The organism is Janthinobacterium sp. P210005, assembly GCF_036231865.1.
Taxonomy (GTDB): Bacteria; Pseudomonadota; Gammaproteobacteria; order Burkholderiales; family Burkholderiaceae_D; genus Janthinobacterium; species Janthinobacterium kumbetense.
In genome coordinates this window covers 158642-179013 of sequence record NZ_JAZARC010000004.1, presented here as the reverse complement: position 1 = coordinate 179013, position 20372 = coordinate 158642, and the positions used below count along the sequence as shown (strand labels likewise).

General features: G+C 64.9%; 17 protein-coding genes. 4 read left to right on the top strand and 13 right to left on the bottom strand.

The window, feature by feature from the left end; genetic code table 11:
* Positions 1–55: 55 nt before the first annotated feature.
* The 3 genes from VPH40_RS17400 to VPH40_RS17390 all read right to left on the bottom strand — a co-directional run bounded on the left by VPH40_RS17400 (position 56) and on the right by VPH40_RS17390 (position 4507).
* Positions 56–814 carry a PEPxxWA-CTERM sorting domain-containing protein gene (locus VPH40_RS17400; RefSeq protein ID WP_328574051.1) on the bottom strand — a complete coding sequence of 253 codons (759 nt, stop codon included), beginning with the start codon at positions 812–814 and terminating at the stop codon, positions 56–58.
* A gap of 232 nt (positions 815–1046) precedes the next feature.
* Positions 1047–2612 carry a phospholipase D family protein gene (locus VPH40_RS17395; protein WP_328574050.1) on the bottom strand — a complete coding sequence of 522 codons (1566 nt, stop codon included), beginning with the start codon at positions 2610–2612 and terminating at the stop codon, positions 1047–1049.
* A 125-nt stretch (positions 2613–2737) separates the two neighbouring features.
* A complete protein-coding gene (locus VPH40_RS17390) occupies positions 2738–4507 on the bottom strand; it encodes an FAD-dependent oxidoreductase (RefSeq protein ID WP_328574049.1) in 1770 nt (589 codons plus the stop codon).
* Between the two features lie 252 nt (positions 4508–4759).
* Between VPH40_RS17390 and cysM the strand changes: the two genes are divergently transcribed.
* Positions 4760–5662 carry a cysteine synthase CysM gene (gene cysM, locus VPH40_RS17385; protein ID WP_035825682.1) on the top strand — a complete coding sequence of 301 codons (903 nt, stop codon included), beginning with the start codon at positions 4760–4762 and terminating at the stop codon, positions 5660–5662.
* Positions 5663–5762: 100 nt separating this feature from the next.
* Here cysM and VPH40_RS17380 read toward each other — a convergent pair whose 3' ends face one another.
* The 5 genes from VPH40_RS17380 to VPH40_RS17360 all read right to left on the bottom strand — a co-directional run bounded on the left by VPH40_RS17380 (position 5763) and on the right by VPH40_RS17360 (position 11642).
* Positions 5763–6095: a hypothetical protein gene (locus VPH40_RS17380; protein ID WP_034751784.1), complete on the bottom strand. Its 333-nt coding sequence runs from the start codon at positions 6093–6095 to the stop codon at positions 5763–5765.
* A gap of 438 nt (positions 6096–6533) precedes the next feature.
* Positions 6534–7712 carry a lytic murein transglycosylase B gene (gene mltB / locus VPH40_RS17375; protein WP_442906658.1) on the bottom strand — a complete coding sequence of 393 codons (1179 nt, stop codon included), beginning with the start codon at positions 7710–7712 and terminating at the stop codon, positions 6534–6536.
* Positions 7703–9721 (bottom strand): transglutaminase TgpA family protein, encoded by a 2019-nt coding sequence (locus tag VPH40_RS17370; RefSeq protein ID WP_328574047.1) that lies wholly within the window; start codon positions 9719–9721, stop codon positions 7703–7705. The genes mltB and VPH40_RS17370 overlap by 10 nt, the downstream gene beginning before the upstream one ends.
* Entirely contained in the window at positions 9718–10728 is a 1011-nt protein-coding gene (locus VPH40_RS17365) for a DUF58 domain-containing protein (protein WP_328574046.1), read from the bottom strand. Before VPH40_RS17365 ends, VPH40_RS17370 begins: the two co-directional genes overlap by 4 nt.
* Before the next feature lie 5 nt (positions 10729–10733).
* Positions 10734–11642, bottom strand: coding sequence for an AAA family ATPase (locus VPH40_RS17360; RefSeq protein WP_251349961.1), 909 nt, complete (start codon positions 11640–11642; stop codon positions 10734–10736).
* A 244-nt stretch (positions 11643–11886) separates the two neighbouring features.
* Between VPH40_RS17360 and VPH40_RS17355 the strand changes: the two genes are divergently transcribed.
* Positions 11887–12813 carry a histone deacetylase family protein gene (locus VPH40_RS17355; protein ID WP_099665135.1) on the top strand — a complete coding sequence of 309 codons (927 nt, stop codon included), beginning with the start codon at positions 11887–11889 and terminating at the stop codon, positions 12811–12813.
* A gap of 8 nt (positions 12814–12821) precedes the next feature.
* Here the strand turns inward: VPH40_RS17355 and VPH40_RS17350 are convergent, their stop codons facing one another.
* Both VPH40_RS17350 and VPH40_RS17345 read right to left on the bottom strand, forming a co-directional pair.
* A complete protein-coding gene (locus tag VPH40_RS17350) occupies positions 12822–13208 on the bottom strand; it encodes a hypothetical protein (protein ID WP_143451364.1) in 387 nt (128 codons plus the stop codon).
* A gap of 169 nt (positions 13209–13377) precedes the next feature.
* Complete coding sequence (locus VPH40_RS17345; RefSeq protein ID WP_328574045.1) at positions 13378–14175, bottom strand: hypothetical protein; 798 nt, start codon at positions 14173–14175, stop codon at positions 13378–13380.
* A 227-nt stretch (positions 14176–14402) separates the two neighbouring features.
* Between VPH40_RS17345 and ylqF the strand changes: the two genes are divergently transcribed.
* Positions 14403–15323: a ribosome biogenesis GTPase YlqF gene (ylqF, locus tag VPH40_RS17340; RefSeq protein WP_071324898.1), complete on the top strand. Its 921-nt coding sequence runs from the start codon at positions 14403–14405 to the stop codon at positions 15321–15323.
* 69 nt (positions 15324–15392) lie between these two features.
* On the opposite strand, the gene VPH40_RS17335 is transcribed toward ylqF, so the two are convergent.
* Positions 15393–16196: a DODA-type extradiol aromatic ring-opening family dioxygenase gene (locus tag VPH40_RS17335; protein ID WP_328574044.1), complete on the bottom strand. Its 804-nt coding sequence runs from the start codon at positions 16194–16196 to the stop codon at positions 15393–15395.
* 114 nt (positions 16197–16310) lie between these two features.
* Here VPH40_RS17335 and VPH40_RS17330 point away from each other — a divergent pair, with 114 nt between their 5' ends.
* Positions 16311–17201, top strand: coding sequence for a LysR family transcriptional regulator (locus VPH40_RS17330; protein ID WP_328574043.1), 891 nt, complete (start codon positions 16311–16313; stop codon positions 17199–17201).
* Here VPH40_RS17330 and VPH40_RS17325 read toward each other — a convergent pair whose 3' ends face one another.
* Together VPH40_RS17325 and VPH40_RS17320 are read right to left on the bottom strand one after the other, a co-directional pair.
* Entirely contained in the window at positions 17202–18086 is an 885-nt protein-coding gene (locus VPH40_RS17325) for a hypothetical protein (RefSeq protein ID WP_099665129.1), read from the bottom strand. It abuts the gene before it with no gap.
* Entirely contained in the window at positions 18083–20371 is a 2289-nt protein-coding gene (locus tag VPH40_RS17320; protein ID WP_328574042.1) for a M1 family metallopeptidase, read from the bottom strand. Before VPH40_RS17320 ends, VPH40_RS17325 begins: the two co-directional genes overlap by 4 nt.
* Position 20372: the final 1 nt, after the last annotated feature.

Below are 20372 nucleotides of genomic sequence, written 5' to 3'. Positions count from 1 at the left end.
AAAAAAATCCGGACAAAGCTGGGCTGGTCCGGATTCTGTCACGCGCGCTGGCGGCTCAGACTGCTACAGCAGCCTTGCGGCGGCGTGCCATGAACCCCAGAAGGCCCAGGCCGCCGATCAGCATGCCCCAGGTCGACGGTTCCGGCACGGCCGACACCAGCGAGACGCCGTCGAGCAGCATGAATGGCGGCGCGCCGGACGGGCTGCCCTTGGCCATGAACGACAGCAATTCGCTGCTGTCCGTGGCCATGAAGGTCATGCTGGCCTGGTGCCAGCCCGTGAAACCCTGGCTGACGTTGGCCAGGGATGCGGTCTGCTGTTTGCTGTTGCCCAGCGACACATCCCAGTAATTGACCAGGTTATCGCCACGGAAGCCCACCTGCTGGGCCGCGCCGTAGGAAAAGCTCAGGGTATACGCCTGGCCGGGGATCAGGCCGCTGACTTGCTGTGTGACGGGGCCGGGAAAGTAATCCCAGTCGGCCGCCAGCACGTTGCCGCCCGTAGGGCTGGCGCCCAGGCCGTTTTGCGGGCCGTGGCCGCTGTACGAATTCGGACCCCACAAGGCCAGCGCCGTCGCGGCGTTGGTGTCGTCGATGTTGTTGCCGTTCAAGACGAAGTTATAGCCTTTGCTGGACCAGTCGCTCAGGTAGGTGCGGTCCGCGCGCGCGTACGTGCCTTCGTTCAGCTGTTTCGAGGTGCCGTTGCTGGTCAGTTCGAAATCGCCATTCTTGACCAGGTTGGTCGTGGCGGCCTGGGCGGCGGAGACGCACAGGGAAGCGGCGGCCAGCACCAGCAAGGTAGATGTTTTACGCATGATAAAGCTCCAAAAGTGACAGGGTAGTGTTGCAGTCTGTCGGCGAGCTTTTGGCCAACGTTTATTCAATCGCGGAAGGGGCGAGAAGGGTACTTCAGGGACAGCAGTGGTGTCCCGTCGAAGCGATTATAGCAGCGTTTGGCAAAACGGCATCTAACATGTCTCGAAAACAACAAATATTTTTAGATGGCAATTTTGCCAGGATTAAAAAGTTTTTGCATACCGCGCACGCCTACAGCTGCGATTCGATCGGCAGCCAGCGCATCACGGACACCAGCGTGCGGCGCCAGAAGCCAGCTTCGGGATCGTGCGTCCACACCTTGGCGGGCTCCTCGGTAGCGTCGGACCAGCGCAGGGCGCCGTTGTCGAGGAACACGCGGTAGCTGGTGTCGCTGGCCGTCGAATGCTGGAACAGCGCGCGCATGTCGGCCGCCAGCGCGGCATCGTCGAACAGCACGCCCATCTCCGTATTCAGCTGGGCCGAGCGGGGATCGAGGTTGAAGGAGCCGACGAAACCCCGCTGGCCGTCCACCACGACGGCCTTGGTATGCAGGCTGGCGCGGCTCGACCCCATCAGGCTGATGCGCTTGCGGTGCAGGGTCTTCAATTCATACAGCTCGATGCCGCCGCCCAGCAGCGCCTGGCGGTAGCGCGCATAGCCTGCATGCACGAGGGCCACGTCGGTGGCGGCCAGCGAGTTGGTCAGCACCTGGACCTGGACGCCGGCGGCAACCTTTTTACCCAGGGTCTGCGTCAGTTCCGCGCCGGGCACGAAGTATGGCGAGGTCAGCAGCGCTTCCTCGCGCGCGTCCGTCAGCAGGGGCTGCAAGCTGTACATGAGCCAGTGCTCGCTGCGCTGCAAACTGGCCACGGGCGCGGCTTTTTCCGGCGGGTCCGACAATACTTGCACGTGCGTGCTCCAGTGCAGGCGCAGGCGGCCATCGAGGTGGGCTTGCAGCTGGCCCGCATCGGTCAGCTGGCGCAGGTAGGGCGAGGCGCCCAGTTCTCCGGTCAGCGCGTCGAGGCGGGCGCGCACGGTCTGTAGCTCCGATGCGCCCATGTTCTTGCCAGCGTGCAAGGCGCTGATGGGAATGACGGCGCGGCTGTTCCAGAAGCGGTCGAAGATGTCGCTCGTCTGCTGCACGGCGGGCCCCACCAGCAGCAAGTCGGCATCCTGGAAATTGACTTGTTCTGCGGCATCGAAGTATTCGTCGCCGATATTGCGCCCGCCGACGAGGGCGACCCTGCCGTCGACGATCCAGGCCTTGTTGTGCATGCGCCGGTTCAGGCTGACGGCGCGCAAGGCCATTTCCATGGCGCGCAACCAGATGCCGTCGCGGTTGCGGCCCGGATTGAAGATGCGCACGTCGATCAGCGGGTGGCTGTCGAGCGCCAGGATGGCGGCGTCCTGGCCCCGCGCGTTGATATCGTCGAGCAACACGCGCACGCGCACGCCACGGTCGGCCGCGCGCAGCAGTTCGCGCACGAGCAGGCGTCCCGTGACGTCGTTATGCCAGATGTAGTATTGCAGGTCGATGCTGCGGCCCGCTTCGCGCGCGCTCAGGGCGCGCAGGGCGAACGCTTCCAGGTTGTCGTCGATCAGCGCCGTGCCGCTGTGGCCCGGGCGTTGCGCCAGCTGCGGCGCCAGCACGCGGTCGAGCAGGGTGGCATCCACCGCCACGGGCAAGGCCATTCCTGGCGCACCCAGCGACCGCTCGGCGAAACGCCCGTAGCTGTACAGCGCGGCGATGCTGAGCACGGTAAACAAGGTGGCCAGCAGCAACAGTTTGACGAGCATGCGGCGCACCGTCAGCGGACCGCGGGCATGCTGCGGCGCGAGGAAAGCTTGGCGGTGTGGGGCATGCGGACTCTTTCAGCTGGATGGCAACAGCCGATTGTAGCAGTTTCTACAATGCACGATTTTCAAGCCGAGCCCGCAGGTAGCCGCGCCAGGAAGCCGTGAATCTGCGATACCACGGCTGCCCCTTCACCGACGGCGGCGGCCACGCGCTTGGTCGAGCCGGCCCGCACGTCGCCGATGGCGAACACGCCCGGCACGCTCGTTTCCAGCGCGGCCCGCTCGGGCAAGTCCGCTGGCGGATAGGGTAAATGCGCGGCGTGGCCATGGGCGCGGCATTCGGCGCGCGTGACGTCGAAACCCGTGCGGATGAAACCCTGCTCATCGACGGCCACGGCGCAGTCGTGCAGCCAGTCCGTATTCGGGTCGGCGCCGACGAACAGGAAGACGCGGCGCACGGCGCAAGCGGCTTCCTCGCCCGTGCGGTTATTGCGCCAGCGCACTTCCGTCAAGCCATCGTCGTCGCCTTCGAGGGCGATGATTTCCGTGTGCGTGTGCAAGGTGATGTTGGGCGTGGCGGCGATGCGCTCGATCAGGTAGCTCGACATGCTGGCCGCCAGCCCCTCGCCGCGGATCACCATGTGGACCTTGGCGGCATGGCCGGAGAGAAACACGGCCGCCTGGCCAGCCGAATTGCCGCCGCCGACCAGGATGATCTCTTCCTGCCGGCACAGCTTGGCTTCGATGGGCGAGGCCCAGTAATACACGCCACGTCCCTCATACGTTTTCAGGTTCGCCAGCGAAGGACGGCGGTAGCGCGCGCCGCACGACAGCACTACCGTGCGGGCGCGCACTTGCGTGCCGTCGCACAAGTTGACGCGCAGGGGCCAGGTGTCGCACAGCAAGTTGGTGGCACTGGCCGGCGTAGCGATCTCGACGCCGAATTTTTGCGCCTGCACATAGGCGCGTCCCGCCAGCGCGCGGCCGGAGATGCCTGTGGGAAAGCCCAGGTAATTTTCGATGCGCGCGCTGGCGCCCGCCTGGCCGCCATACGCGCGCTGTTCCAGCGCCAGCACGCTCAAGCCCTCGGATGCCGCATACACGGCCGTGGCCAGGCCGGCGGGACCGGCGCCCACCACCAGCACGTCGAAGATCTTGTCGCCGGACAAATCGGGCAGCATGCCCAGGCAGCGCCCCAGTTCCGCATTGCCGGGATTCTTCATGATCTTGCCGTCCGGACAGACCACCAGCGGCCATTCCTGCGGCGTGGGCTGGTAGCGCCCGGCCAGCGCGGCGGCGGCCGCATCGCTGGCCGGATCGAGCACCGTGTGCGGATGCCCATTGCTCGATAAAAAGCTTTGCAAGTGGAACAGATTGCCATTGCCGCGCGGCCCCACCAGCACGGGGCCGCCCGAATTCGATTCGATCAGCGCCACGCGGCGCAGGATCAGGGCACGCACGATGCGCTCGCCCATCTCGGCCTCGGCCACGATCAGCGCGCGCAAGGATTCCGAGCAGATGTCGAGCAATTCCACGGCGCCCACGGCGCTGCCGTTGACGAGGGTGGGGCGGCCGGACAATTGCGCCACCTCGGCAATGAAGTGGCCGACGCCCACTTCGCGCAGCTGCGACGCCTGCCCCAGCACTTCGTGGCGCTTGATGCTGACCCGCCCGGACAGTATCACCAGCATGCCGAAGCTGCTGCTGCCCGCCTCGAACAGCGTATCGCCATCGGCAAAGCGTTGCAGCGTGCCATAGCGCTGCAAGCGCTGCAGTTCGGGCGCAGTGAAGACTGGCGAGATCTGGTGGCTGCGGCCCTGCAAGTCGAGCGTGGCGAACTGGACGGGATCGTCCTGCGTCGTTTCGGGAATGAATTCGGGTGTGTTGCTGGCCATGGCGAGTCCGTTCGGAGGCTGAATAAGCAAATAACAAAAATAACTAACAGTGGCGAGTCTAGCGCATGCGGCGCGCGCCTGCCGCAATCGCCCTTGTACACGCCCGGAAACGGCAGCGCGGCAGGCGCCGTGCGGGATGCGGCGGCGCATCCGGACGCGCGCGCAGGCCCGGATGCAGGTGCCGATGAGCGATACGCCACCCAGCATCTCATATTAGAATGGGTCTTTGTTGAATCTACTCAAACAGACACGATGGCTTACAAGACACTTGAAGATACGATAGGCAATACCCCGCTGGTGCAGCTGACGCGCTTGCCGGGTGCCGATGCGCTTGCGCGCAACAACGTCATCCTTGGCAAGCTGGAGGGCAATAATCCGGCCGGCTCCGTGAAGGATCGCGCCGCCATGTCCATGCTCAAGCGCGCTGAAGAGCGCGGCGTCATCAAGCCGGGCGATACCCTGATCGAGGCGACCAGCGGCAATACGGGCATCGCGCTGGCCATGGCCGCCGCCTTGCGCGGCTACAAGATGCTGCTCCTGATGCCGGACAATCTCAGCGTGGAGCGCCGCCAGAGCATGGCCGCCTACGGCGCCGACATCCTGTTGACGCCGAAGACGGGCGGCATGGAATATGCGCGCGACCTGGCCGAGCAGATGCAGAAGGATGGCCGTGGCGTGATCCTCGACCAGTTCGCCAACGAAGACAATTCGCGCGCCCACTATGAAAGCACGGGGCCGGAAATCTGGCGCGATACCAATGGCCAAGTCACGCATTTCGTCAGCGCCATGGGCACGACGGGCACCATCATGGGCGTGTCGCGCTATTTGAAGGAGCAGAATCCCGCCATCCAGATCATCGGCGCCCAGCCCGAGGAAGGTTCGCAGATTCCCGGCATCCGCAAGTGGCCGGAAGCGTACTTGCCGAAAATCTATGACAAGTCGCGCGTGGACCAGGTGGAATACGTGAGCCAGGGCGTGGCCGAACGCATGGCGCGCAGCCTGGCGGCGGAAGAAGGCTTGTTCTGCGGCATCTCGGCCGCCGGCGCGTGCGAAATCGCGCTGCGCATCTCGCAAACGGTGGAAAACGCGACGATCGTGTTCGTCGTCTGCGACCGTGGCGACCGCTATCTGTCGACCGGCGTGTTTCCTGCTTGATAGTTGATACGGGAAAATAATATCGGCCAGAACGGCCTGAGAACTGCTGGAAATACCCCCTCCCCATGGCGGGGAGGGAAAACCTGCGCAACTGGCAGGATCAGCCTTGTGGCGTTTCGCCTTCTTTTGGCTTGAATTGCTTGTCGCTGATGCGGAATTTGTTGCGACGGTCACCCATCAGGTAACGCAGGTCGCGGATGCTCAGGTCGCTGACTTCGTGCATGCGGATCAGCAGCGATGCGCCGACCGGCAGGCGGTGGTGGCGGATTTTGCTGATGACTGGTGGCGCTACTTCCAGCGCGCGGGACAGGGCTGCGTCGTTTTTCAGGCGCAGGTTTTCGATCAGGGTATCGAGCAATCTGTTTGGGTTGTATTGAAGCAGATCGTCGGAGTCCGAATCGCTGTTCATATCAATGCCGACTTGGTTTGTCATGATGTTATTGTTCCTTCTGTAGTTGCACTGCAAAGTAAAAAACACTCGGAGCTCGCTCTTGCTGCGTTCATGTTCATTCTTTACTAAAAGGAACGAATTCACACACGGTACGATCCGGGATACAGTTTTTCGTAATATATACACAATTGTACAACAGGATTCAATTTCAGGCCGGAAAGCCCAGTAATCTTGCTTTGTACAAAATAGGTGTTGTCTTGTTGCAACACCTATTTATTCTTTATTATGCTCTATGATAGAACAAAAATTGTACTTTGACAAAAGTTAAGTATAAAACCATTTCCGTATTCCGTGCCGCACAAAGGCTGGCGAGCAAGGCTGGCACATGTTATCGGCCCTACCATAGACTTGTTTTCTGGTCGCTTCAACATCCCTTACGCTTTCTTACAAGTAATATTATAACTTTACACCGACTTTCAGTTAGCGTGCGCGCACTTGACTGATGGCCTTGCCCAAGTCGATCACTGACATGGCATAAAAATAACTTCTGTTGTACTGAGTTATAGCAAAGAAGTTATTGGTTGCCAAGTGATACTCAGTTGCTTCTGAACCATTTTGCAGATCGATCAAGCCGAACAACATGTTCTGTGGCGTGGACGGGCCGGCGCTCACGCCGGCCTCCTGCAATTCCGCCAGCCGGTACTTGGCTTGCAAGCCCTGGCCGATGAACTTTTCCCAGGCTCGGCTGGCCGAAACGGTGACGGGATAGGTGCTGATGGCCGGATCGTCGCGCCGCCAGCCGTGCTCGACGAGGAAATGCGCGACGCTGCCGATGGCGTCGGCCGTGGAATTGCGCAGGTCGATGTGACTATCGCCATCGAAGTCCACCGCATATTTCATGATGCTGCTAGGCATGAACTGGGGCAAGCCGATGGCGCCCGCATACGAGCCGAGCAGGGTCAAGGGATCGATGCCATCCTTGCGCGCGTACAGCAGCGCGTTTTCCAGTTCTCCCTTGAAAAACTCCATGCGCGCGGCGCGGGTCGGGCTTTCCGGATAGGAAAACGCCAGGGTGGTCAGCGCGTCGAGCACGCGGAAGCGGCCCGTGTTGCGTCCGTACACAGTTTCCACGCCGATGATGCCGACGATGATTTCGGCCGGCACGCCATATTCGCGTTCGGCGCGCGCCAGCGCTTCCGCGTTTTCTTCCCAGAATTTCACACCCGCATTGATGCGCACCGGCTCGATGAAGCGGGCGCTGTACGCTTGCCAGTTCTTCGGCTTGCCCGGCGGGGCCGGCTTCATCAGTTGCACGGTCGATTCGACATAGCGCACCTTGCCGATCAGAGTATCGAGTTCGGCGCGGTTAAAGCCATGCTTGGCGGACATGTCGTCGAGGAAGGCGCGTACTTCTTTCCAGTTGGCATAGTCGACAAATTCGCCCTCGAAGTCGAATTTCGCCGGCGCTTTCTTCGCCGCCGGCTTGCCGGCGACCTTCTTGATGGGCTGTGCCTTGGCCGCGCGCACGGCACGGGCGCGGTCGGCGTCGGAAATATTGCTGTTTTCGCCTGCGTGCGCGGTGGACAGGCACAGGGGAAGGGAGAGGAGCAGGGACAGGGCGGAGGTTTTGATCGGTAACAAGGAGCGTCTCATCGGCATTGGGTTAACAGGCGGCGCAAGCTGCGCCGCGCGCGGAGTTGTTCGTATGGGTTGGCATTACCATACTTCATCGCGGCATAGATTGCCAGAAACTGTGCGATGGCGGCGTGCGCTTCTTGTGTGGCCTTGCCTGCGGCCAACCGGGCAGCATAACCGTGCGGGCCTTCATGCGGCGCACGGCTGTAGCCGCGCCGCGCTTGCCGGTGGCAAAACTGCGCGTACAGGGCGTCGAGCGGATCGCCTTGCCGCGCCTGCCGCCACCAGACCAGTGCGCCGGCCAGGGCGGACAGCAGGGCCAGCAAGGCGCAAGCGGCTGCCAGCTTTTTTGCCGGCACGTTTTTCAAGCCATCGAGCATGGCGCGCCGGCGTTGCGGCGTGGTGTCGAGTACCCAGCTGCTCCAGGCTTGCTCGGCTTGCTGCCATTGCTGGCGCCACGCGGCAAGCGCTCCGTGCGCGCCGCCGTCGAGGCCGGCCAGGGCGCGCCATGCCGTCAGCGGCGACGGGGCCGGCGGCAGGGCGGCATCGAGGTTGCGCTCCGTGCGCAGGGGCGCGACGGCGCTGGTGGGATCGACGCGCACCCAGCCCCGGCCCGCCAGCCACACTTCGCTCCACGCATGGGCATCGGACTGGCGCACGCTCAGGCTGTTGTCTGCCGCGCCATGCAGGCCGCCCTGGTAACCGGTGACGACGCGCGCGGGAATGCCCATGGCGCGCATCAGCACGACAAAGCTGCCCGCGTAATGTTCGCAAAAGCCCGCTTGCGTGGCAAACAGGAAGTCGTCGACGCCATGCTTGCCCAGCAGCGGCGGCTGCAGGGTGTAGCGGAAGGGGGCGCGGCGGAAGTGTTCGAGCACGGCGGCGATGGCGTCGGCGGGCGCCAGCGCCTGCGCGCCATGGCCGCGCAATGCGCGGGCCCAGGCCACGCTGCGCGGATTGCTGCCGGCAGGCAAGGCTAGCCAGGGCTGCTGCTGGGCAAAAGACAGGCTGGCCTGCAAGCGGTAGCGGGGTTGGGAACTGACGCGGTAACGCACGGTCGAAGTAATGGGCTGTATGGTCAGCACTTCCAGCGCGGACGACACGACGTACGGATTGCCGGGCAAGCGTTCGATGCTGCGCGGCACGTCGAGCGCGAAGATGCGCCGCTGGCCGCTCGCTTGCAACGTCACTTCGTATTGGCTGGGCTGGCCTTCCAGGGCGATGTCTATCCGGCTGTCGGCGGCAGGCGTGCGCCGGCCGGCGCCCCTGCGCGTCCAGGTGGCGCCGTCGAAGTCGCCCAGCACCACGCCGCGCCAATACAGCTGGTCTTGCGGCGGGAGCGGTGTGCTGAAACGGGCTGTGAAGACGGGGTCGCTTGACAGGGCCAGCGAGGCGATGGCGCCCGGCTGCATGCTGTCGGACAAGCCCGTGCGCGCCTGCGTGCCTTCTGGTGCCGCGCCCCACAGGGGGCCGTCAACGCGTGGCACGGCAAGAAACATCACGGCCGACAGGGGAAGGGCCAGCGCCAGCATGCGCCCCAGCAAGCCCAGCCTGTGCGCCAGCCGTGGTTGCACGGCGCCATACTGGGACGATAGCAGGCCGGCCAGCAGGACGATGACGGTGGCCAGCATCCAGGCGGCGCTGACGATGCCTTGCGCATGAAAGAAGTTCGCCAACAGGAGGAAAAAACTGAGGAAGACGAAGACGAAGATGTCGCGCCGGCCATGCATTTCCAGCGATTTCAAGGCCAGCAGCAAGGCCAGCATGGCTACGCCCGCATCGCGTCCCAGCACGGTGCCGTAGCTGACATAGACGGCGGCGATGCCGAGCAAGGCCAGCGGCGCGAGCACGGCCAGCCGCGGCTGGCGCCGGCCCCGCACGGTGATGAAGGCGCGCCACAGCAGGGGCGCGGCGGCGGCCGACAGCCATGGGGGCAGGTGCAGCGCGTGCGGCGCCAGCACCATGGCGGCGGCCAGCAACAGCAGCAGGATGTCGGCCTTGTCGCGCGGCAAGTTGGCTAGCCATTGCCTCATGGCATGGCCTCATCCTGTGGCAAATTGTGCGGCAAATCGTGCAGGGCCAGCGCGCGCAGGCAGGCGTCGCGCTGGTGGGCGCCCAGGGCCGGCGCCACAGTCAGCGTGCTCAGGCGCAAGCCGTATGGCAGGCCCGTGCGTTCCGCCTGCAACACCCAGGCGGCCAGGCGCGACAATCGCGCTTCCGGCGCCAGCGCGTGCAGGGCGGCGTGCTCGAGCACGATGCTGTCAGGGACGGCTCCCGTTGGCGCGTCGGCGGCTGGCTGGAATTGCTTGCTGAATAAATGCTCGCCGTCATGGCGGGCGATCTGGCGCCAGGCCAGGCGCCGCAACGGGTCGCCCGCTTGGTAGGCGCGCACACCGGCCAGTTCCACTGCCAATTCCAGGGCGCCATCGGACGTGCGTGGCCGTGCTTTCTGCCGTGTCTGCTGTACTGTGCCGGCCGGCAAGGGCAGCGGCGGCGCGTTGTGCTCGGGCTGCGGATACACGAGCACGCGCGCCTCGGGCTGCCAATGGCACCAGGCGATAAACAGGCCCAGCGGGAAACTGCCGGACAGGCGCACCGGCGGGGCAATCACCCATCCACGTTGCCGCGCCGCAACGACGATGGTGACGGCCGTTTCCCCGTGGGCGGCGATGTCGACCGGGCCGGGTGCCGCCGCCGAATCGCGCATGGCCAGGTGGATCGCATGGCGCGGGCGCGTGCTGCGGTTGATCAGGCGCAAGGTGAACGTGGCCTGGTTGCTCGCGAACACGGGATTGCCCGGGGTGGCGGCCAACGCCAGGCCCGCCAGGTTACGGCTGGCAAACAGCATGTCGGCGATGGCGCAGGCGGCCGCGAAACAGGTCAGCGCGTAGCCCAGGCCCAGGCGGTAGTTGACGGCGGCGATCCACAGCGCCAGCAGCAGCGCGGCAAAGGCCAGGCCCGCGCGCGAGGGACGGATGTGCACGCGCTGCGCGCCCAGCCAGGGGCGCGCCGGCAGCCAGCGGATGGTGCGCAGGCGCACGGCTGTCAGACGGGTGTCGCCAGCAGCAATTGCTGCAGCAGCATGCGGCTGTCCGTGACCCCTTGCGCGGCGTGCAGGCGGTGGGCGCAGACGGGAATGAGTACGGCTTGCACATCGTCGGGCGTGACGTGGTCGCGTCCGGCCAGGGCAGCCCAGGCGCGCGCCGCCTGCAGCAAGGCCAGCGCGGCGCGCGGACTCAGGCCATCGGCAAACACGCCCGGCACGCGGGTGGCATGCACGAGGGACAGCACGTAGTCGACGACGGCAGGTGAGGCGTGGATGGCGCGCAGGCCCGCTTGCGCCTGCAGCAATTCTTCCGCGTTCATGACGGCCGGCAAGGTTTGCAGCATGGCGCGGCGGTCGGCGCCCAGCAGCAGCTCCCGTTCGGCGGCCGCATCGGGGTAGCCCAGGGTGACGCACATGAGAAAACGGTCGAGCTGCGATTCGGGCAGCGGGAAGGTGCCCAGCTGGTGCGCGCAGTTTTGCGTGGCGATGACGAAAAACGGCTGCGGCAGCGCGCGCGTGACGCCATCGAGCGTCACTTGCCGCTCTTCCATCGCTTCCAGCAAGCCCGATTGCGTCTTCGGCGTGGCGCGGTTGATTTCGTCGGCCAGCAGCACCTGGGTAAACAGGGGGCCAGGATGAAAGATGAAACTGCCACTGCCCCGGTCATACACGCTCATGCCGGCCACGTCGGCGGGCAGCAGGTCGCTGGTGAATTGCTGGCGCTTCCATTGCAGGCCCAGCGAGATGGCCAGCGCATGCGCCAGGGTCGTCTTGCCCACGCCGGGCACGTCCTCGATCAGCAGGTGGCCGCCGGCCAGCACGCAGGCGAGGGTCTGGCGGATCTGTAACTGTTTGCCGACGAGAACTTCGCCGATCTGCTGTGCGGCCTGGTGTATTTTCGAAAACATGCTATTTCTATCACAGTAAGACGGATTATTTAATTTACAATCGCTTTGGCCAGGTCAAACCGCGCCGCCCGCCGCCTGCGCGCTCGTGGTAGATTAGCGTGACAGCAAAGGCGGCAAGGGCGGCACAGACCAGCCAGTGATTTTATGCGAGAACGGGCCAGGCAGGCAGGAATGCTCTGCAGTGATTCCGGCACGCGTTCCCGGTATGGATAGAGAGCAGAGACAGAGGTAACCAGTACAGCGCATGAGCACAGCCATTTATACCCATCCCGATTGCCAGCGCCACGAAATGGGCGACTGGCATCCCGAATCGCCGGCCCGCTTGCAGGCCATCAACGATCAATTGATCCTGGCGCACATCAGCGACCTGGTCGAGCACCGCGACGGCGTGCGCGCGCAATTGTCCGATATCGAGCGCAACCACAGCGCCACGGCCATCGGCCTCGTGCGCGACAACGTGCCGCCCGCAGGCGACTATTACCCGCTCGACGGCGACACCTTGCTCAACGCGCACAGCTACGATGCGGCGCTGGCCGCCGCTGGCTCGGCCGTGGCCGCTACGGACGCCGTCATCGACGGCGAAATCAGCAACGCCTTTTGCGCGATCCGCCCGCCCGGCCACCACGCGCGGCCCAGCGAGCCCATGGGCTTTTGCCTGTTCAACAATATCGCCATCGCCGCCAAGCATGCGCTCGACGTGCGCGGGCTCGAACGGGTCGCCATCGTCGACTTTGACGTACATCATGGCAATGGCACGGCCGAATCCGTGGCGCACGATCCGCGCATCCTGATGGTCAGCTTTTTCCAGCACCCCTTCTATCCGTACAGCGACGTGGAATCGTACACGGACACGCGCGTCAATGTGCCCGTGCCGGCCCGCTCGAAAGGCGACGCCGTGCGCCAGCTGGTGCTCGATCACTGGCTGCCCGCGCTGCACCGGCAGCAGCCGCAGATGATTTTCATTTCCGCCGGTTTCGACGCCCACCGCGAAGACGACGTGGGCGGCATGGGCCTGGTGGAGGCCGACTACACGTGGATGACGCAGCAAATGATGGCCGTGGCCCATCAGTATGGCAAGGGCCGCATCGTCAGCTGCCTCGAAGGGGGCTACAACCTGTCGTCGCTGGGCCGCAGCGTGGCCGCGCACGTGAAGGCGCTGGCGGAGCTGTAAGGGGGGAGCTACAGCAGGCTGGGCCGGCTGCGGGAATTCGTGTGGCGGTGCGTCTGGTAGTCGAGCGCGTCGCCAGCCATGAAGCGGCGCCAGGCTTGCGTGTAGACGAGCGATGATTTATCCGCGTCAAAACTGTCGAGCTGCAACATGTCGCGGTGGTGCTTGATTTCATTGACCAATTGGTCATACAGCACTTGCAAGCCATAGCTGTCGGCGCTCTGGCGCTTCAGGCGCTCTTCCAGCTGCGCCACTTGCCCCTGCAATTGCCGGCATTCCTTCTTCCACTGCAACAGGCTGCCATTGCGCGGCACGCGCTTGGCCGCCGCCTTGGCCGGGCGCGCGCTGCCACGTTCGCATTCCACGTGTGCCGCTGGCGCCTTGCCAGTGTGTTCCATCACCATATCGAGCCATCCCTATCGCCTATCTCCCTGCACCCGGCGCTAGCCAGCCTGGAAAATAATTGCTTTTCATTTAAGAGGCGATATTAGAACATACTTCTTTATTTCTTTCAGTAAATATAAGAATCCACGTGGAAATATTTGACCTGGCTGCGCGGGCGGCGCCTTACTGGCGCTGCGCTGCCTGCGAGGGCGCTGCCGGGGCGGCTCCCGCCATTTTCCCGTCGTCGGCGTAGGTCAGGGTCAGCAGGGTATTGTCGTCCCAGTTCAGGTCATGCAGCGGCGGCACGAAGCGCTGCCGGTCTTGCGTGACGCGGATGTCCAGCGTGCGCTCGCCCGAGCGCGCCTGCACGGCAAGCAGCTTGTGCACCACGGGAAACGGCACGTGGATCAGCGACGAGTGGCACGGCCCGCCTGCCAGGCGGAACAGGTTGCGCCGGACAAAGGACAACTCATCCTGCTCGACGGCCCAGCGGATTTCGCATTCCAGTCGCAAGTCACCCAGGCGGCGCACGTTCTGGGGCAGGCCCGGCGTGTGGATGTCGGCGCGCCAGCGCAGGGTGTCGCGCTTCTTGTTGCTGACCAGGTCGGCATTCGCATCGTAGGCGGTCTTGTCGCGCGACAAGGTGAAGCCGCCGTCCGCCGCCAGCGGCACGGGGATCGACAGGTTGTCGGCCAACAGATGCAGTGTCACACCGTCGAGCCTGGCCTGCGGCGTGGCGGGAATCAGCATGAAGCGCAGCGGCGCGCCCGGCGCCAGGCGCTGGTGGTCGGCATACGCATCGAGTCCCTTGAGCATGGTGCGGTAGGGGCGCAGGTCGGGATCGCGCGTGCTTTGCACGTCGACGATTTGCTGCATTTCCTGGCTTGCCGCATCGCCCGGCGCCGCCGCTTGTTCCTGGGCCATGGCGGGCAGCAGGCTGGCATAAAGGGAGGCGAGGAGGCAAAAGCGGGGAAAGTGCATGGATTGCGTGCCAGGTTAAGCTTGCGATGGGAAACCGTCCAGGCTGGACGGACTGCGAATCTTATCATTCATGTAACTGCCAAATTATCACCAATTGTCTCGTTCGTGTCGCACGGCTGGCGTTGGCGGCGGAAAATGGGACGTCGTGGCGGCAACCACGTAAAATAGCGGATTGACCGAACGATTTTGAAAGCAAGAGCATGGCGATACAATGGTACCCAGGACACATGAACGCGGCCCGCAAGAAAGCGGCCGAGACCATGGAAAACACCGATCTGGTGATTGAAGTGGTGGACGCGCGCCTGCCGGCAGCCAGTTGCAATCCCATGGTGGACGAGCTGCGCCTGTTCCGCCAGCGCCCTTGCCTGAAAATCCTCAACAAGACCGACCTGGCCGATCCTGCCGCCACCGCCGCCTGGGTGGCCTATTTCAATGCCCAGGAAGGCGTGACCGCGTATGCGATGACGACCAAGAAGCCGGGCGACGTGGCGCGCATTCCGGAACTGGCGAAATCGCTGGCGCCGCACCGCGGCGTGCCGACGAAGCCGCTGCGCATCATGATCATGGGCATTCCCAACGTGGGCAAGTCGACCCTGATGAACGCGCTGCTGAAAAAGCGCGTGGCCAAGGTGGGCGACGAGCCGGCCGTCACCAAGATGCAGCAAAAGTTGTACCTGGACAAGAACACGATTTTGGTCGACACGCCCGGCATGCTGTGGCCGAAGATCGCCATCCCCAGCGACGGCCTGATGCTGGCGGCCAGCCACGCCATCGGCTCGAACGCGCTGATCGAAGAGGAAGTGGCCGTGTTCCTGGCCGAGGAATTGCTCAAGCGCTACCCGGACTTGCTGGCGGCCCGCTACGGCACCAAGGTCGATGAAGTCGACGCCATCGGCGTGGTCGAGGGCATCGCCGCCAAGCGCGGCTTCCGCATCAAGGGCGGCGACTACGATTTCGAGAAAGCCTCGCATACCCTGTTGCTCGACTACCGCAGCGGCATCCTGGGACGCATTTCGCTGGAAACGCCGGACACGCGCGCGGCCCTGCTGGCCCAGCACGCGGCCGAGATGGCGGAAAAAGCGGCCAAGGCGGCGGAAATCGCCGCCGAGAAGGCCCGGAATGCGGCGCGCGGCAAGCGCGGCACGTAAGTTACCGCTCCACCATGCAAAAAGCGCCGCGACAGCAATGTCGCGGCGCTTTTTTCATGCGCTGGCCGATTAGCCGAATTTGAAGCTGGTGACGGCCAGCGCGCCAAAGAAATCCTCCTCGTGGTACACGACGTGCGCCGCTTCCTGCTCGGCCGCGCCCAGCGCCACCATCAGCGGCAGCAGATGGTCTTCCTGCGGATGGGCCTGGCGCGCGCCCGGCGCCTGGTCCCAGGCCAGCAACTGCTCCAGCCTTTGTTCTGGCGGCAAGGCCATGGCCTGGCGCAGCCAGGCGTCGAACTGGTGCGAGGCGACGGCGCCCGCCTGACCGAACTGGCGCAGGTTGTGATAACTGAGGCCGCTGCCGAGTATCAGCACGCCCTGGCGGCGCAGGCTGGCCAGCGCGCGGCCCACTTCGACGTGCGTGAGCGGGTCGTAGCCGTGTTTCAGCGACAGTTGCACCAGCGGCATGTCCGCCTGCGGGTAGATGGGGAACAGGGCGCTGAAGGTGCCGTGGTCGAAACCCCGCTCGTGGTCCAGGCGCGCCGGATGGCCGGCCGCGTCGAGCAACTGTTTGACTTGCGCCGCCAGTTCCGGCGCGCCCGGCGCCGGGTACTGGATCTGGTACGTATGCGGCGGAAAGCCCGAATAATCGTAGATCATGCCCGGACGGGGGCTGGCCGAGACGAGGAATTGCGGCCCTTCCCAGTGCGCCGTGACGACCAGCACGGCCTTGGGACGCGCGCCGACCTGGCGCGGGATAGCCTGCAGCGACGCTTCCAGCACGTCGTAGCGGCCGCCGAACTGGTCTTTCATGAACGGCCACGGGCCGCCGCCGTGCGACAGGAAGTAAGTGGGGAAGATGTGCTCTTGCATGGCGGCTCCTGGTGGGAATGGCTAACGATGGAACCATGATAGTCATGCGCAGTCAGTTGATCAAGATCGCTATTATTGATATATCATTTCCATTTTGTTGATGATTGGGTCGTCATGGATACCTTGCGCAGCATGCGCGTGTTTCGCGCCGTGGTGGAACTCGACAGTTTTGTGCGGGCCAGCGAGCGCCTGGACCTGTCGCCGGCCATGGTCAGCAAGCACGTGATGCACCTGGAGCGCCATCTGGGCGCACGCCTGCTGAACCGCAGCAGCCGCCACCTGAGCCTGACGGAAATCGGCAAGGTGTATTTTGAACAGTGCCGCGACATGCTCGACAATCTCGACGAGGTGGAAGCGACCGTCGGCCGCACGACGGTAGTGCCGCGCGGCATGCTGCGCCTGAGCGCGCCCGTCTGGTTCGCCAACGCCATCTTTACGCGCACCCTGGCGGCCTATCGCGCGCGCTTTCCGGAAGTGACCTTCGACATCGACCTCAGCGGCCGTGTGGTGAACCTGGTGGAAGAGGGTTTCGACCTGGCCCTGCGCGTGAGCCAGGCGCCATCGCCGACCCTGATCGCGCGGCCCATCGGCAGCATCGAATTCCACCTGGTGGCCGCGCCCGCCTATCTGGCGCGCGCGGGCCACCCGCACCTGCCGCAAGACCTGGCGCAGCACGCCATGATCAGCTATTCCTTGTTGGCAAACGGCAATGAACTGGCCTTCGACGGGGTACAGGGGCGCGAGATGGTGAAGTTCTCGCCCGTCCTGCAATGCAATAACGAAAGCCTGCTGCACGCGGCCGCGCTCGACGGCATGGGCATCGCGCTGCTGCCGTCGTGGCAAACGGATGCGGACCTGGCGGCGGGACGCTTGGTGCGCCTCTTCGATGATTTCAAGCTGGCGGGCGGCAAGGTGTACGCCGTCTACACGAGCCGCCGCTACCTGTCGTCGAAAGTGCGCACCTTCATCGACTTCCTGGCCGATGAAGGGCGCCTGGGGGCGTGATTACGCGAGTGAGCGCTTGACGTCGATCAAGGCGAACAGGCGCGCGCTGCGCATCCACGCCAGCACCAGCGCCGCCAGCTGCGTCACCAGCAAGCCGGCCACGATGGCCAGCGGGCCGGGCGCGGCCAGGTTCAGGCGCGCCACGCCCAGCAGCGCATACAGCGCCAGCCCCAGCAGGGTGATGACGAGGTAGATGGCCAGGCTGGCCAGCGGACGCCGGCGCAGCATGCCCAGTCCCCGCCACCAGGCCTTGACGGCCGATGTGCGGCGGCGGTCGACGGCCAGCGCTGCGCGGCCCGCGTCGAGCGTGGCGCAGGCCAGCAGGAACAGCAAGCCCGTGAGCAGCAAGGCCAGGTGGCGGGCCAGGTCGGCATCCGCTTCCAGGATGGCCTTTGCCGCGTGCTTGTCGGCCAGTTTCAGCGCGCCGGCGCCGATCGCCAGCGCCACGCCCAGCGGCACGATGCTCCACAGCAACATGCGCAGCATGCGGCCGTATTCGCTGAAGGCGCCCGTCAGCAGGGGGCCGAAGCCGGGTGGCGCAGGCGCGCGCGCGGCCGTCACCACCAGGCCGCTCAGCAGCGGCGACAGCAGCAGGGCCAGCACGACGCCGGTGATGGCCGCCTGGCTGATGGCGGCGCCGTTGCGTCCCGTATTGGCCACCAGGTCGGCCAGGGTCATCAGGTCGAGCTTGTGCGCCAGGGCCGCCGCATGCACGGCGTTATCGAGGCTGGCGCTCAAGGTGCGCCAGAGGGGAATGACGGCAAGGATGGCGGGGATCAGCAGCAGGCCCGCCCACAGCAGCAGCAAGCGCCATTGCAGGGCGGCGCGGCTGGCGCGCGTGGTCAGGGTCAGGCCGCTGGCCCGTGTCGTGGAAGTGGCGCTCATACGGTGGCAATCAGGGAAAGGAGGTATTGGAAGACGGCGGCAAGGTCGAAGCTCCAGCGCCGCGCGGCCGAGGTGTCGGCTTTCAGGGTGCGGCTGTCATCGAGCTTGTTGACGTCGAGGTAGTGCACGCGGTCGGGATCGAGTTCGGCCGAGACGGCCTTCACGGGCTTGCTCCAGGTGTAGCGCTGCCACAGCTGCTCATTATCCCACACCACGCGTTCGGAGCTGCCGTCGGCGAATTTCACCAGCAGCACCTGCGGCACGGGCGCGCCGCGGCGGCGCAAGACCACGCTGGTGAGATAAGGATACGGACCCGTGCCGGGCTTGGCGTCCGGATGCGCCTTGTCCCACGCCTCGCGCACCTTTTTCTCCTCTTTTTCCAGCGCTTCAGCCGTATGTTCCACGCGCTTGCCGTTCACCACCGCCATGCCGGCCAGCGGCGTCTGTTCTTCGCTGGTGAAGGTGCCGATGCGGTCGTCGATATTCGCGCTGGCATAGACTTGCTGCGCGAAGACCTGTTCCACGATGCGGCGCTGGCCCGTCGCCTCGGCCAGCGTTTCGCGCAGGTCGGCCACGCTCGGGTGGCGGAATTTCCACTGTTCGTAATAGGCCTTGAAGCCCCGTTCCATGGCGTCGCTGCCGATGCGCGCTTCTAGGTCGCGCATGGTGATGGCCGTGCGGCTGTAGACGGGCCCCACGCCCTGCAGGCGGTTCCACGCGTTCTGGCCCAGCGGATCGGCCGCATCCTGGCGCGGCGCGGCCATGCGCTCGAATTCGAAGACCTTGAAGACGGGATCGAAGCCCAGGCGCTTGAGCAGGGGCGTGGTGGCGTGGATATCCTGGCCGCGCGCGCGCAGCATGCGCTGGTCCCAGTACTCGTTCAAGCCTTCGTCGAGGAGGGGTTCCTCGAACTCGTTCGACGCCAGGATGCCATAGAAATAGCCATGGCCGAATTCATGGATGGTGACGAAATCGAGGCCGAATTCGGGAATGGTCTTCGGCTGCAGGTTGGCGTAGCTCGAGGCCGTGATGAAGGTCGGGTATTCCATGCCGCCCGCTTCGGCCGCGTTAAACGGCGGAATCACCACCGTCAGGGTCTTGTACGGATACGGGCCCAGGGTGCGCGAGAAATACGTGAGCGAATCCTTGGCCGCCTGCAGCGCGGGCGCCGCATTCGATGCGTATTCGGGCGGGTACAGCACCTTGATGGCCACCGGCGGGCTGCCCGGGCCGCTCCAGCTGCCCGTCAACGGCTGCGCGCTGCGCTTGTCGGCCGTCCAGGCGAAATCGTGCACGTCGCCCTGCACATAGTGATGCGTGAGCATGCCGTTCTTTTCCTGCGGCGCGCCCTGCAGTTCGCCCGTGGCGCCCACCGTGTACTCCTTGGGCACGGTCAGCTTTACGTCGTAGTTGCCGAAATCGGCGTAGAACTCCGAATTGAGGTGGAATTCATGCGCGTTCCAGCGCGGCGCGGTGGCGCCCCGTTCGCCGGGCAGTTCCAGCACGGCGATCTTGGGGAACCACTGGCCCACCAGGTGGAAGCTGCCGAAATAGCCGGTGCGCGCGATGACGCGCGGCAACTGGTCGAAGAAGCGGATGTCGAGCGTCGTCTCGGCGCCCGGCGCGACGGCCTGCGGCAAATCGACGCGCACGACCGTGCGGTCGGTGGCCGGGCCGTTGTCCGGCTGGACGAAATGCCAGGGCGCCTTGGCGCCGTTCTGCGTCATGCTGCGCAGTTCGATGTAGCCCCACTCGCCGTCGCGCGTGTCGACGCCCGAGCGGAAGCCCGTGTCGAGCTTGCGCTTTTCGGTGAAGAAGGTCGAATGTTCGCCTTCGAAGGCATTCAGGTACAGGTGCAGGTACACGCTGCTGACGGCTTGCGCGCTGCGGTTGCGCCAGCGCAGTTTCTGCTGGCCGTCTATCGTGTGCTTGACGGGATCGAGCGTCGCTTCGATCTGATAATCGACGACGCGGTCCGACAGGGTCGCTTGCGCGCCCGTGCGCGCACCGCCCCAGGCATTGCTGGCGCTGGGCGTGCTGACGGCCGACGCATGCGGCGACGCCAGGGCGATGCCGTCGGCGGATGGCGCCAGCGGCGCGGGCGCGCCGGCCGGCTTGCCTTGGCCCGGCTGGGCGAACAGGTCGGCCTGCAAAGCAAGGCCGGCCAGCAGCATGGCGGTGATGGAAAGGGCTTTGAGCTTGCCCGAGATGGGGAAAAAACCAATGCTGCGGCGCGTGCCGCGGGGACTTGGCGGCCCCCGGCGCGTTGTGCTACGACTTTCCATG